The organism is Streptomyces sp. 378 (genome assembly GCF_030124145.1).
Lineage (GTDB): Bacteria > Actinomycetota > Actinomycetes > Streptomycetales > Streptomycetaceae > Streptomyces.
In genome coordinates this window covers 38,411-51,310 of the sequence record NZ_JASKMS010000028.1, presented here as the reverse complement: position 1 = coordinate 51,310, position 12,900 = coordinate 38,411, and the positions used below count along the sequence as shown (strand labels likewise).

General features: G+C 70.4%; 17 protein-coding genes. 9 read left to right on the top strand and 8 right to left on the bottom strand.

The genetic code is table 11. The features are described 5' to 3' along the window. Window positions 1-11 precede the first annotated feature (11 nt). The 6 genes from QNO09_RS30185 to QNO09_RS30165 form a co-directional block, all read right to left on the bottom strand. Window positions 12-857 carry a sulfurtransferase gene (locus QNO09_RS30185; protein WP_283973428.1) on the bottom strand — a complete coding sequence of 282 codons (846 nt, stop codon included), beginning with the start codon at window positions 855-857 and terminating at the stop codon, window positions 12-14. A 137-nt stretch (window positions 858-994) separates the two neighbouring features. Next, entirely contained in the window at window positions 995-1,075 is an 81-nt protein-coding gene (locus tag QNO09_RS40085) for a putative leader peptide (RefSeq protein ID WP_350310325.1), read from the bottom strand. 202 nt (window positions 1,076-1,277) lie between these two features. Next, window positions 1,278-2,015, bottom strand: a complete 738-nt coding sequence (locus QNO09_RS30180) for an LmeA family phospholipid-binding protein (protein WP_283973427.1) — start codon at window positions 2,013-2,015, stop codon at window positions 1,278-1,280. Between the two features lie 150 nt (window positions 2,016-2,165). Then, window positions 2,166-3,320 (bottom strand): hypothetical protein, encoded by a 1,155-nt coding sequence (locus QNO09_RS30175; protein ID WP_283973426.1) that lies wholly within the window; start codon window positions 3,318-3,320, stop codon window positions 2,166-2,168. 3 nt (window positions 3,321-3,323) lie between these two features. After that, window positions 3,324-3,578 (bottom strand): MoaD/ThiS family protein, encoded by a 255-nt coding sequence (locus QNO09_RS30170; protein WP_283973425.1) that lies wholly within the window; start codon window positions 3,576-3,578, stop codon window positions 3,324-3,326. A gap of 77 nt (window positions 3,579-3,655) precedes the next feature. Further along, window positions 3,656-4,507: an alpha/beta hydrolase gene (locus tag QNO09_RS30165; RefSeq protein WP_283973424.1), complete on the bottom strand. Its 852-nt coding sequence runs from the start codon at window positions 4,505-4,507 to the stop codon at window positions 3,656-3,658. Between the two features lie 172 nt (window positions 4,508-4,679). Here QNO09_RS30165 and QNO09_RS30160 point away from each other — a divergent pair, with 172 nt between their 5' ends. From QNO09_RS30160 to QNO09_RS30135, 6 genes are all read left to right on the top strand, one after another. Further along, window positions 4,680-5,459, top strand: coding sequence for a winged helix-turn-helix transcriptional regulator (locus QNO09_RS30160; protein WP_283973423.1), 780 nt, complete (start codon window positions 4,680-4,682; stop codon window positions 5,457-5,459). A 127-nt stretch (window positions 5,460-5,586) separates the two neighbouring features. After that, entirely contained in the window at window positions 5,587-6,609 is a 1,023-nt protein-coding gene (locus tag QNO09_RS30155) for a LacI family DNA-binding transcriptional regulator (RefSeq protein WP_283973422.1), read from the top strand. Between the two features lie 112 nt (window positions 6,610-6,721). Continuing rightward, on the top strand, window positions 6,722-7,732 hold the full coding sequence (locus QNO09_RS30150) for a S1C family serine protease (RefSeq protein ID WP_283973421.1): 1,011 nt from the start codon (window positions 6,722-6,724) through the stop codon (window positions 7,730-7,732). 31 nt (window positions 7,733-7,763) lie between these two features. After that, the gene (locus tag QNO09_RS30145) at window positions 7,764-7,949 is read left to right on the top strand and encodes a hypothetical protein (protein WP_283973420.1); all 186 of its coding nucleotides are present in this window, start codon (window positions 7,764-7,766) and stop codon (window positions 7,947-7,949) included. An 89-nt stretch (window positions 7,950-8,038) separates the two neighbouring features. After that, on the top strand, window positions 8,039-8,776 hold the full coding sequence (locus tag QNO09_RS30140; RefSeq protein WP_283973419.1) for a response regulator transcription factor: 738 nt from the start codon (window positions 8,039-8,041) through the stop codon (window positions 8,774-8,776). Further along, window positions 8,773-10,239, top strand: a complete 1,467-nt coding sequence (locus QNO09_RS30135) for a HAMP domain-containing sensor histidine kinase (protein WP_283973418.1) — start codon at window positions 8,773-8,775, stop codon at window positions 10,237-10,239. Before QNO09_RS30140 ends, QNO09_RS30135 begins: the two co-directional genes overlap by 4 nt. Here QNO09_RS30135 and QNO09_RS30130 read toward each other — a convergent pair. Continuing rightward, complete coding sequence (locus QNO09_RS30130; RefSeq protein ID WP_283973417.1) at window positions 10,229-10,426, bottom strand: DUF397 domain-containing protein; 198 nt, start codon at window positions 10,424-10,426, stop codon at window positions 10,229-10,231. The two genes, QNO09_RS30135 and QNO09_RS30130, sit on opposite strands and share 11 nt — an antisense overlap. After that, window positions 10,423-11,238 carry a helix-turn-helix domain-containing protein gene (locus tag QNO09_RS30125; RefSeq protein WP_283973496.1) on the bottom strand — a complete coding sequence of 272 codons (816 nt, stop codon included), beginning with the start codon at window positions 11,236-11,238 and terminating at the stop codon, window positions 10,423-10,425. Before QNO09_RS30125 ends, QNO09_RS30130 begins: the two co-directional genes overlap by 4 nt. Before the next feature lie 140 nt (window positions 11,239-11,378). Here QNO09_RS30125 and QNO09_RS30120 point away from each other — a divergent pair, with 140 nt between their 5' ends. The 3 genes from QNO09_RS30120 (at window position 11,379) to QNO09_RS30110 (ending at window position 12,827) form a co-directional block, all read left to right on the top strand. Continuing rightward, window positions 11,379-11,594 carry a hypothetical protein gene (locus QNO09_RS30120; RefSeq protein WP_283973416.1) on the top strand — a complete coding sequence of 72 codons (216 nt, stop codon included), beginning with the start codon at window positions 11,379-11,381 and terminating at the stop codon, window positions 11,592-11,594. Beyond that, on the top strand, window positions 11,591-11,854 hold the full coding sequence (locus QNO09_RS30115; RefSeq protein ID WP_283973415.1) for a hypothetical protein: 264 nt from the start codon (window positions 11,591-11,593) through the stop codon (window positions 11,852-11,854). The genes QNO09_RS30120 and QNO09_RS30115 overlap by 4 nt, the downstream gene beginning before the upstream one ends. 124 nt (window positions 11,855-11,978) lie before the next feature. After that, window positions 11,979-12,827 (top strand): hypothetical protein, encoded by an 849-nt coding sequence (locus QNO09_RS30110; protein WP_283973414.1) that lies wholly within the window; start codon window positions 11,979-11,981, stop codon window positions 12,825-12,827. Window positions 12,828-12,900 lie beyond the last annotated feature (73 nt).

The window sequence follows — 12,900 nt, the reverse complement described above, 5'->3', positions numbered from 1 at the left end:
GTCGGGGTTGGTTACTTGTTGGCGCCGAGCTCGATCGGCACGCCCACGAGGGAGCCGTACTCGGTCCAGGAGCCGTCGTAGTTCTTGACGTTCTCCACACCGAGGAGCTCGTGCAGCACGAACCAGGTCAGCGCGGAGCGCTCACCGATGCGGCAGTAGGCGATGGTGTCCTTGGCCAGGTCGACGCTCTCCTCGGCGTAGAGCTCCTTGAGCTCCTCGTCCGACTTGAAGGTGCCGTCGTCGTTGGCGTTCTTGGACCACGGGATGTTGCGGGCGGACGGGACGTGGCCCGGGCGCTGCGACTGCTCCTGCGGCAGGTGGGCCGGGGCGAGCAGCTTGCCGGAGAACTCGTCGGGCGAGCGCACGTCGACGAGGTTCTGCGCACCGATGGCGGCCACGACGTCGTCGCGGAAGGCGCGGATGGACGTGTCCTGGGGCTTGGCCTTGTAGTCCGTCTTCGGACGCTCCGGCACCTCGTCGCCGGCGACCAGCTCGCGGGCGTCGAGCTCCCACTTCTTGCGGCCGCCGTCGAGGAGCTTGACGCTCTCGTGGCCGTACAGCTTGAAGTACCAGTAGGCGTAGGAGGCGAACCAGTTGTTGTTGCCGCCGTAGAGGACCACGGTGTGGTCGTTGCCGATGCCCTTGTCGGACAGGAGCTTCTCGAAGCCGGCCTGGTCGACGAAGTCACGGCGGACCGGGTCCTGAAGGTCCTGGGTCCAGTCGATCCGGATGGCGTTCTTGATGTGGTTCTTCTCGTAGGCGGACGTGTCCTCGTCCACCTCGACGATGGCGATGGTCGGGTCGTCCAGGTGCTCCTGGAGCCAGTCGGCGTCGACCAGGACGTCGTTGCGGCTCATGCTTCTTCTCCTCCGGGGCAGTTACGGCGGGGCGTGCGAGATCTGCGGGGCGCGCCCTTGAGGCAGGGCGGCGCACGGGTGCCCTGGATGCAGGGCTGCGGGGATGCGCGCGTCGGCGCGACTGCCGACGCGATCGCTCAGAAGGTGCGACAGAGCATGGCGGCGACGCGGCACAGGTCTACTGCCCGCCGCTTCGTGAGGTCCGCCTGTCGCTTCATAGCGTCGATCGTAGGGACGGTCGGGCGGGCGTGTCACCGGCGTGTCGCATGCTGAGACGAGACAATCCGCCATTTGGGATAGGTGGGGCTGCCGGGGCGCTCCCCGCACGGCGTCCGGCCGACCGCGCGCCCGCCGCAGCTACGCTGCGGACATCGCCGTCTCGCCCACCGGACAGTGCTGGTCGGTCCGCCGTGCGCCTTCCTACCCGGCCAGGCGGACGTCCGAACCCTTCACCGTGATCTCGACGCCGTCGGGAGCCGCCTGGACCGTGTCCAGCTCGATGCCGCCGGGCAGGCCGTCGATCTTCTGCTGGAAGTCGGTGATCGCCCGGACGCGGTTCTCGGCGATGTCGACACCGCCGAACTTGGGCAGCCCGTCGGCGTGCACGCGGACCGTGCCGTCCACGACCTTCACCGTGCTCAGCACGGAGACCGGCTCCGGCAGCCTGGTGCCGAGGACCGTGGCCTCGACGGTGACCTTGATCTTGCCGTTGCCGCCGTCGGAGAGCCCGACGACCTCGGCGGTGACGCCCGGGGCGACCTGGGTCGGCTCGGACTTCGCCGTCTTCAGCAGCTCGTCGTAGGCGATGGTCGCGGTGCCGGTGGCGGTGGAGGCGGTGGCGGAGCTGTAGTCCCCGGAGAACTCGACGCCCTTCATGTCGGCCTGGAGGTCGTCGATCCGTATCTTCTGGCCGCCGTCGCCCGCGGCGGCCTCGTAGTTCTTGATGCCGACCTCGATGTCGTCCAGGGAACCGCCCGCGACCTGGGTGAGGAACGGGAAGCCCTTGATCGACACGTCGGGGGTCTCCGACAGGTTCTCCGTCGCCCTCAGCCGGTCGGCGGCCTCGTCCTCGGCGAAGCCGACCGCGACTCGGTCGGCGATCACGAAGAGCCCGCCCAGGATCACGACGAAGATCAGCAGTATGCGCAGTGCTCGCATTGCGGTGTTTCCCCACCCACGGTTAGACGGCGGTCTCCGACGACCGGACGGCCGTCCCTGGCGCGAGGGTAACCCTGCGGGGAAGAGGAACCGGAGGATTGTTGATCGTCTGTGACAGGGCGGGCGCCCGGCGTCCGGTCGCGGCCGGATCTACGTCAGCGCCCTGCCCAGGATGTACACCGCCGGTGCCGCCGCGGCCAGCGGCAGGGCCACGCCCGCCGTGAAGTGGACGAAGCGGGACGGGTAGTCGTAGCTCGCGACCCGGTGGCCGATCAGGGCGCAGACGGCGGCGCCCGCGCCGAGGAGGGCCCCGGAGGTGCCGAGGTCCGTGAACGACCCGGCCGCGATGCCCGCACCCGCCGCCGCGAGCAGGGACACCACCACCGAGGCGGGCGTGGGCAGCGGCAGCGCGCGGGCCGGGACGGCCACCGCCACGGCCACCGCGCCCACCGTCACCGCGTCCGCGGCGGCCGCGAGGTAGCCACCCGCCACGATCGCCAGCGCCGAGGCCGCGACCGTCGCCATCAGTCCGTACATCCGCTCGTCCGGGTCGGCGTGCGACCGCAGCTGCAGGACCAGCGCGAGCAGCACCCACACCCCGAGCGTGCCGAGGATCGCCGACGGGGAGCGGCCCGAGGCCAGCAGCGCCGCGTCCGCGGCCAGCGCGCCCGCGAAGCCCACCGCGATGCCCTGCCGGGCCGGCCACATCCCGTTCAGCCGGAACCAGCCCGCGGCGGTGACGGCCTGGAGGATCACCAGCGGCACGAGCAGCGCGTACGTCCCGACCGCCGCGGCACCGGCCAGCAGCAGCCCGAGCAGCGCCGTCAGCGCGGCCGGCTGCATCCCGGGCTCGATGATCGGGGAGCGGCCCTCCGCCCGGGCCCGCTGGGCGTCCGTCATGCGCGTGTTCCCGCCGACGGTGGCCGGGCCGTAGGCGGCGGTGCCGGGGGCGTCGTCGTCGGCCGGAGCCGCGTACCCCTGCGGGCTCCGGGGCCGCTGCGGGACCTGAGGGGTCTGGGCTCGCGGGTACGCCGTCTCCTCCGCCGTCACCGGCGCGGACACCGGCTGGTGCGTCTGCGTCTCCCAGGTCTGGCCCTGCCACTGCTGCGTGTACTGCTGAGCCGCGTGCGGGTCGTCGTAGCCCTGGTGGCCCTGTCCTGGCCACGCCTGCGGCGCCTGGGGCTGCTGCGGGTAGTGCTGCGGATGCTGCTGCTCCGGCTGTTGCGGCTGTTGCCGCTGCCCGTGGGACCGGTACGGGTCGTAGGGGTCGTAGGGGCCGTAACCGTCGTTCGGCTGGTTGGTCATCGCTCATCCTCCTGCGAACGGCGGGAGCACCTCGACCGTGCCGCCGTCGGCCAGCCGTACCGTCTCATGTCCGCGGGTGCCCACGGGGTCGCCGTCCACGAGGAACGAGCACCGCCGCAGGACGCGTTCGAGTTCACCGGGGTGCCGCTCGCGCACCGCGTCGAGCGCCTCGGCGAGCGTGGCCGCCTCGTACGGCTCCTCGGCCACCCCGGCCGCGGCCTTGGCGGCGGCCCAGTAGCGGACCGTGACCTTTGGCATCTGCTTCCTCAATCGCACGTCGCGGTGGACTCACACCGGTCTCACCACGGGCTCACCCGACGGTGAACCCCGTCAGGCTAGCCCGCCCGGCCCGAGACCCACTCCCCGATCCGGGCCAGCAGTTCGTCACCGGCCGCGTGCTCGGCATGTCCCATCTCCGGCTCCAGCCACAGTTCGCCCTGGTCACCCGCTGCGGCGGCCAGCATCCGCGGGTGGTCGACGGGAAAGTAGCCGTCGGCCTCGCCGTGCACGATCAGCAACGGGGTGGGAGCGATCCTCGGCACCGCCTCGACCGGGGAGAGCGGGACCGGGTCCCAGGCCCGGTGGTGGATGCGCGTCCCGAAGCCGTACCGGCCGACCACCCGCCCCTCGGGCCGCGTCACCATCCAGTGCAGCCGCCGCATGGGGGCGGTCCCCCGGTAGTACCAGCGGGCCGGTGCGCTGACCGAGACCACCGCGTCGGTCTGCTCCCGGTGCAGCGCCGCGTGCCGGAGCACCACCGAGCCGCCCATCGAGAACCCGACCGTGCCCACGCGCGCGTGCCCGAGCTCCCGCGCCCACCGCACCGCCGCCGCCAGGTCGAGCACCTCCCGGTCCCCGACCGTGGACCGCCCGCCGGACGCCCCGTGGCCCCGGAAGGAGAACGTGACGACCGCCCCGTACCGGGCGAAGGCCTGTGCCACCCGTCGCACGTGCGGCCGGTCCACGGCCCCGGTGAAACCGTGGGCGACGACGAACACGGGGTGACCGGAAGGTCTCCCGGAGGCGTCGTATACAGCGGGACCCGGGTCGTACACGGCGTCGATCGTCACGCCGTCGGAAGTGCGCAGAAACGTCCTCGACGACGTGCGAACAGGCGTTCCAGCAGCCGTCTCGGAGTGCGGACGATCGGTGGAACGCGCCACATGACCTGCCGGACCAGAGCTCATGTGGGCTATTCTGCTGGGCAGAGGACTCGGGCAACGTAGCCCCCGGGTCCTTTTGTGCTTTCGGAAGCGTTGTATACGACGCGGGAAACCGCAGGTGTACGGGGCCTTCGGGATCGCAGAGCGGTGCTGTGCCAACAAACGTCCTCGCAGGGACCGAGGAGGAACCAGACATATGAGTTCTCTGCTGCTCCTGACCAACGCCCTCCAGCCGTCGACGGAGGTGCTCCCCGCCCTCGGCCTGCTCCTGCACAACGTGCGTGTGGCTCCCGCGGAGGGCCCCGCCCTCGTCGACACCCCCGGCGCCGACGTCATCCTCGTCGACGGCCGACGCGATCTGCCACAGGTCCGCAGCCTTTGTCAGCTGCTGCGTTCCACCGGGCCGGGCTGCCCGCTCGTCCTCGTCGTCACCGAGGGCGGCCTCGCCGCCGTCACCGCCGACTGGGGCATCGACGACGTCCTGCTCGACACCGCAGGGCCCGCGGAGGTCGAGGCGCGGCTGCGCCTGGCCATGGGCCGGCAGCAGATCGTCAGCGACGACTCCCCCATGGAGATCCGCAACGGCGACCTGTCGGTCGACGAGGCGACCTACTCGGCCAAGCTCAAGGGCCGCGTCCTCGACCTCACCTTCAAGGAGTTCGAGCTCCTGAAGTACCTCGCGCAGCACCCCGGCCGCGTCTTCACCCGCGCCCAGCTGCTCCAGGAGGTCTGGGGCTACGACTACTTCGGCGGTACGCGCACGGTCGACGTGCACGTACGGCGGCTGCGCGCCAAGCTCGGCCCCGAGCACGAGTCGCTGATCGGCACCGTCCGGAACGTCGGTTATCGATTCGTTACGCCGGAGAAGGTGGAGCGCGCCGCCGAGGAGGCGAAGGCCAAGGCGGCCCGGACAAAGACGGACAAGACAGACGAGTCGGCCGCCCTGGACGCCGTCGAGGTCCGCGCCGAGGCGTGAGGAGGCGTATCGCGCCGCCGACCTGGGCATCGCTTCCCCACGGGGTGCCCCGGACGGCGGTCGGGATATCGTACGGAACCTCCTTTACGCCCTGCCCGGAGCAGGTATATCCGCGTAGACTCCGCGCGTGGCCAAGGTGACTCGGGATGATGTGGCGCGGCTGGCAGGGACTTCCACTGCCGTGGTCAGCTATGTCATCAACAACGGACCCCGGCCGGTCGCCCCGGCCACGCGCGAGCGTGTCCTCGCCGCGATCAAGGAACTGGGGTACCGGCCCGACCGGGTGGCCCAGGCGATGGCGTCCCGGCGCACGGACCTCATAGGCCTGATCATCCCGGACGCCCGCCAGCCCTTCTTCGGGGAGATGGCGCACGCGGTCGAACAGGCCGCCTCCGAGCGCGGGAAGATGGTCCTCGTCGGCAACACGGACTACGTGGGCGAGCGCGAGGTCCACTACCTGCGGGCCTTCCTGGGGATGCGCGTCTCCGGCCTGATCCTCGTCAGCCACGCGCTCAATGACCTGGCCGCCGCCGAGATCGAGGCCTGGGACGCCCGGGTCGTGCTGCTGCACGAACGGCCCGAGGCCATCGACGACGTCGCCGTCGTCACGGACGACCTGGGCGGCGCCGAGCTCGCCGTCCGCCATCTGCTGGAGCACGGCTACGAGTACGTCGCCTGTATGGGCGGCATAGCCGAGACGCCCGCGGTCGGCGACCCGGTCTCCGACCACGTCGAGGGCTGGCGCCGCGCGATGGACGACGCCGGGATCTCCACGGAGGGCCGCCTCTTCGAGGCCCTCTACAACCGCTACGACGCCTACCAGGCCGCCTTGAAGATCCTCTCGGGCCCCGAGCGCCCACCGGCGATCTTCTGCTCCACCGACGACCAGGCGATCGGTCTGCTGCGCGCGGCGCGCGAGCTGCGCATCGACGTCCCCGGCGAGCTGGCGGTGGCCGGCTTCGACGACATCAAGGAGGCGGCGCTCACCGACCCGCCCCTGACGACGGTCGCCTCCGACCGTCCGGCGATGGCCCGGGCGGCCGTCGACCTCGTCCTCGACGACGGGCTGCGGGTCGCGGGGGCCCGGCGGGAGCGGCTGAAGGTGTTCCCCTCACGGCTGGTGACCCGGCACTCCTGCGGCTGCGCGTAGCCTCCGGCGGTCGAGCCCCGGGCCGCCTCTTTATATCGGGCATACGAGGTTCTGTCGGGCTTCTCAGAGAGCGCTCAGGAACCTCTCATGGTCGGGCGACAAGCTCGGTGCCATGACCGAGAGCTTCCACCGCAGTGGCGAGTACGAGAACCCCTACGAGGGTCAGCAGGCCCCGGTGAACCCCGAGTGGCCGCCCCCGCCGGCGTACGCCCCGGCACACGCTCCGCATCCGAGGAAGCGCGGCCGTGGCCCCCTCGCCCTGATCGCCGCCGTGGCGATCGTGGCGGCGGCGATAGGCGGCGGCACCGCCTACGGCATCCAGGAACTGACCGGCAACGACACCGTCGCCTCCAGCTCCACCAGCACCAACGTGGTCCCGTCCAGTCAGAAGGGCACGGTCGCCGGGGTCGCGAAGGCGGTCAGCCCGAGCATCGTCGAGATCAGCGCCGACTCCAACGCCGGGTCCTCCACCGGCTCCGGCGTGATCATCACGAGCGATGGCGAGATCGTCACCAACAACCACGTCGTCGCCGGCGCCTCCCAGATCAAGGCGACGACCAGCGACGGCAAGACCTACACCGCGAAGATCGTCGGCACCGACAGCAAGAAGGACCTGGCGCTGATCAAGCTGGAGAACGCCTCCGGCCTGAAGGCCGCCACGCTCGGCGACTCGGCCGGGCTCCAGGTCGGCGACCAGGTCGTGGCGATCGGCTCCCCCGAAGGGCTGTCCGGCACCGTCACCAGCGGCATCATCTCGGCCCTCGACCGTGACGTCACCGTCCCGACCGAGAAGGGCCAGGAGCAGGAGCAGTGGGGGCAGGGCCAGGGGCAGGGCGGCCAGTGGCCGTTCGAGTTCGGCGGACGCCAGTTCAACGGCGACACCGGGTCCAGCACGACGACGTACAAGGCGCTCCAGACCGACGCGTCGCTCAACCCGGGCAACTCCGGCGGGGCGCTCATCGACATGAACGGCAACATCATCGGGATCAACTCCGCGATGTACTCGCCCACGAGCCAGGCCTCCTCGTCCTCCGACGCGGGCAGCGTCGGCCTGGGCTTCGCCATCCCGATCGACACCGTCAAGGCCGACCTCGCGAAGCTGCGGGCGGGTGCGACCGACTGAGTTCGAGCAACGGACGGCGAGGAGTGCGGCGATGCTCCAGCGGATCGCACCCGCGGAGCCGGACGGGGAGCCGGCGGGGATCGGGCCGGCCCTCGCGGTGGCGTCCGTCCTGCACCCGGCGACGGGCCGGACGACGGAGGTGGCGCCGACGGCGGCCACGGCGACCCGGAGGACGAGCCGGTCCGCGAAGGACCGACGCAGGGCGTCGCGGGGCTGACGCTCCTCCCGTCGCCGCCCGCCGACATGCGACGCTGAGAGCGGCACCGCAGCACCCCCGCCCCCCTTCACCCCCGAGGACCCCGACCCATGAGCCCCGCAGACGACGACCGTGACCCGCAGCGCATCCTGATCGTCGACGACGAGCCGGCCGTACGCGAGGCGCTCCAGCGCAGCCTCGCGTTCGAGGGGTACGGGACCGAGGTCGCCGTCGACGGCGCGGACGCGCTGGACAAGGCGGCGGTCTACCGGCCCGACCTGGTCGTCCTCGACATCCAGATGCCGCGCATGGACGGCCTGACGGCGGCCCGCCGCATCCGCGCCGGCGGCGACACCACGCCGATCCTGATGCTCACGGCCCGTGACACGGTCGGCGATCGTGTCACCGGCCTCGACGCGGGCGCCGACGACTACCTGGTCAAGCCCTTCGAACTCGACGAACTCTTCGCCCGCATCCGCGCGCTGCTGCGCCGCAGCTCCTACGCGGCGGCCCTGGGGGCGGCCGACCCGGCCGACGAGGACGCGCTCACCTTCGCCGACCTGCGCATGGACCTGTCCACCCGCGAGGTCACGCGGGGCGCACGCCAGGTGGAGCTGACCCGCACGGAGTTCACCCTCCTGGAGATGTTCATGGCCCACCCGCGCCAGGTCCTCACCCGGGAGCAGATCCTCAAGGCCGTCTGGGGCTTCGACTTCGAACCGTCGTCGAACTCCCTGGACGTGTACGTGATGTACCTGCGCCGCAAGACCGAGGCGGGCGGGGAACCGCGCCTCGTCCACACGGTGCGGGGCGTGGGTTACGTACTGCGGCAGGGCGGCGCGGAGTGAGTTCGGTCGTACGGCGGTTCCGCTCCCTGCCGATCCGCTCACGACTGGCCCTGCTGGTGGCGGCGGCGGTGGCGTTCGCGGTGGCGGCGGTGTCGGTGACCTGCTGGTTCATCGTGCAGGGGAAGCTGTACGACGAGATCGACAACGACCTGAAGTCGTCGGTCGCGCCGCTGCGTCCGGGCGAGTTCCAGGCGCTCACCCACGAGTGCCTTCAGACGCCTTCCGACTCGCTGGGCATCGGGTCGCGGCCCAAGACCTACGGGCAACTGGTCCGCGCCGACGGCAAGCTGTGTCTCTTCCCGAGCTCCACGACCCAGGTGCGCGTCACCGGCGACGACAAGGCCGTGGCCAGGAATCCCGACCCGAACCAGGGCCGCATCCGCGACGGCACGGACGACCACGGCAACAAGCTGCGTGTCCTGACGACGGCGGTCGTCATCAAGGAGGAGGACCTGCCCCCGGTCGTCGCCGCCGACCACTCCCTCGTCATCGCCCTGCCGCTGAAGGGAACGCAGTCCACGCTCAACGAGCTGGCGCTGATCCTCCTGCTCGTCTCCGGCGTGGGAGTGCTCGGCGCCGGAGCCGCCGGCCTGACCGTCGCCCGGGCCGGGCTGCGCCCCGTCGACAAGCTGACGGACGCCGTCGAGCACGTGGCGCGCACGGAGGACCTGAACATCCGCATCCCCGTGGAGGACGACAGCGAGGACGAGATCGCCCGGCTGTCCCACTCCTTCAACGCCATGACCTCGGCCCTGGCCAGCTCCCGTGACCTCCAGCAGCAACTGATCGCGGACGCGGGGCACGAGCTGCGCACGCCGCTCACCTCCCTGCGTACCAACATCGAACTCCTCACCCGCAGTGAGGAAACGGGCCGCCCCCTCCCCGAGGCGGACCGCAAGGCACTGCTCGCGTCGGTGAAGGCCCAGATGACGGAGCTGGCCGCGCTCATCGGCGACCTCCAGGAACTGTCCCGCCCCGACACCGGCCAGCACTCGGGCCGGACCCAGATCGTCGCCTGGCAGGACACGGTCGAATCGGCGCTGCGGCGGGCCCGGCTGCGGGGGCCGGAGCTGACGATCACGGCGGACATCGAGCCCTGGTTCGTCCGGGCGGAACCCTCCGCCCTGGAACGGGCGGTGGTGAACATCCTGGACAACGCGGTGAAGTTCAGCCCGGAGGGAGGCACGATCGAGGTCCGCCTGTCCGAGGGTGTCCTCACGGTGCGCGACCACGGCCCGGGCATCCCCGCCGACGAACTCCCCCACGTCTTCGACCGCTTCTGGCGCTCCCCGAGCGCACGGGCGCTGCCGGGCTCGGGCCTGGGCCTGTCGATCGTGGCACGCACGGTGCAGCAGGCGGGCGGCGAGGTGTCCCTGTCCCCGGCGGACGGCGGCGGCACGGTGGCGACGGTACGACTGCCGGGGGCGGCGGTGCCACCGCCGGAGGATCCCCCTACTTCGTGACGTAGGTGAGGAACGAAGCCCAAGGGCTGACGCCGAACACGAGTATCGGGCCGTCGGGCCGCTTGCTGTCGCGGACGGGGACTGTGCCGGGGCAGTTGTCGGCGACTTCGAGGCAGTTGTTGGCCCCACCGTCGCTGTAGGACGACTTGCGCCAGACGGCCGTGGTGAGATCGAGGGTGGGCATCATGATCCGTGCTCCTCCAGTACGTCCCTGATGAACGCCAGCGAGTCCGACGGGGACAGCGCCAGATCCCTCAACCGATCGTAGGACAAGCAGTGGTCCAGGACTTCCTCCGGATCGTCCATCAACAGGCCAAAGCTATGACCCTCCGCGTAGGCCACTGCGCTGCTGTCCTTCTGCCACAGCAGCGTCAGAGAACCCTTGCCCATGAGGTGGTGAACTCCGGCGGAGAACGGGAGCACCTGGATGTTGATGTTCGGCTGCTGCGCGACGGCTTCGATGCGCAGCAGCTGACCCTTCCAGATATCCGGGCTGGCCGAGGGGCGACGCAATGCCGACTCGTCGATGATGAACCGGGCGTCGGGTGCCGGATCTTTACTCAGCAGAAGCTGCCGCCCCATGCGCGCGGCCACCTGTTCCTCGACTTCCTCATTGCTGCCAGGTGTTGTCTGAGGGCCAGACAACACCTCCCGGGCGAACTCCTCCGTCTGCAGCAGTCCAGGCACGTTCGGTGTGTACACCCGCAGGAGACGCGCTGTCGCCTCCAGCGCCATGTACCTCTTGTACTTGTTCTTGAAGGCGTCGTACCGGGCGATCTTCCAGTGGCAGACCAGCAGGTCACCGCACCCGTAGTAGCTGTCCAGGTCCTCCATGACGGCCAGCTTGGACAGTCGCTCGCCTGACTCCAGGCGGCTCAAGTAACTCTTGTCGTAGCCGGTGTCCTCGGCCAATTGCCCGAGCGACTTGCCCTCCTTCTCCCGCAGAAACCTCAGCGTCCGCCCCAGAACGGCCCGTCCTCCGTCAACCACTTCGACCACGTCACCCCTCACCGTTGCCTGGGCCGCCAGGCAACGCCTGGCCTCTTCCGCAGCGTAGGGGCATGCGGTGACGATGTGGGCACGAACGGTGATCACCGCTCGTCACACCCTGTCCCCCTGCCCTGAGATGGGACGCTTCCGTGCGCCTGCGTATCACCGAACTCTGCGAGTCCCTCCTACTCGCCCTCGTACGGCTCCTGCTGCCCGCCCGGGGGCGGCATCGGGCCACCGCGCCTCCCCCGCCGCGGCCACTGCCCCCGCCCGTGCGGCTCCCCCGGCCTCTCCACGTGGAGCCCCTCGCCATGGACACCCCTCTCGTCCGGCCGTACCTGCACGCCCTGGAGGTCTACGCATGAGGCTGCTCCCTTGGGCCGGCGCCGACGGCAAGCCCTGTTACCTCAGCACCGACAACCCCGACAGCCTGCTCTCGCGGCTCGCCGATGACGTCGAGGCCGCTCAACTCGCCTCCGCCGAGCAGGTGCTCGCGGGAGCCCGAGCCGTACTCGGGGACCACAGGGCCGGTGAAAGCGCCGTGCGGTTCGCTCTGACCCGGGCCGTGGAGTCCCTGGGCGACGTACTGCGGGTCGCGGTCAGCCGTGGGGGCGAATACCTATAAGGCAGGACACACCATCCGGCAAGCTGTCGATGTCCTGTCATACCCATCAGTAGCGCGCATCTCTGCCTCTGTTCTGGCATCTTCGACGCCGTCACAGCACCGCAAGCAGGAGTGAGCCCCCCACATGCGTCTCTTCCGCACATCAACTCTCAGGAAATGCGGCATAGTTGCCGCATCCACCGCCCTCGCCGTCACCGGTCTGCTGGCCGGCGCGGGAACCGCCTCGGCCGGGCCCGCCGGGGCGACCAACATCCGGGGTGTCGACCCCGGGGACACCGACCGGATGATCGAGCGGCTCTGCAGCCAGGAGACGAGCCTGACGGGCGTGTACGGCGCCCTGAACGTCGACACCGGTGAGTTCAAGACCCAGGACGAGTACCTCCGGGACGTCTTCGGGCTGTGGAAGCCCGCCGGGCCGTGGGAGCTGTTCCGCGGCTGGTGCGGCTACGCCGAGGCCTCGACCTGGTCCGTCAAGGGCGACACCGTCCGCACGTCCCGGTGGATCGGCAACAAGGGCTCCGCCGACGACAAGGAGACCTTCGTCAGCAGCTACAGCACCAAGACGTTCGCGAAGAAGAGCGTCGGCGGCTCCATCAGCCTCTCCCTCGCCAAGAGCATCTTCAGCGGAACCGTGGGCGGCAGCGCCGGATACGAGTGGGGCTGGGAGAAGGAGTCCAGGTTCGAGACCCGGAGCGAGAAGACCGTTCCGCCGTGCCGTCAGGTCGCCGTGACCTGGACGCCGTACCAGCGCGTGGTGCGTGTGAACCCGGTCTTCCACGTCGAGGACTACGAGTGGAACAAGGGCGACGGCGACCGGACCGTGCACAGCTGGCGTGACCGGGGCTACCAGACCATCTACAGCCACGGCTACTACATCGACGGCATCTCCGACAAGCTCCTCCCGAGCGGCCGGCCGGACGGCCGTGAGGACAAGGTCGAGGAGAAACTCGACCCCAACTCCTGCACCAAATAAGCCGGATACCCCGGCAACCTTTCCGTGTGGGGCGGCGACTGATCAGCGGTCATTCCCCCACACGGAACGGATC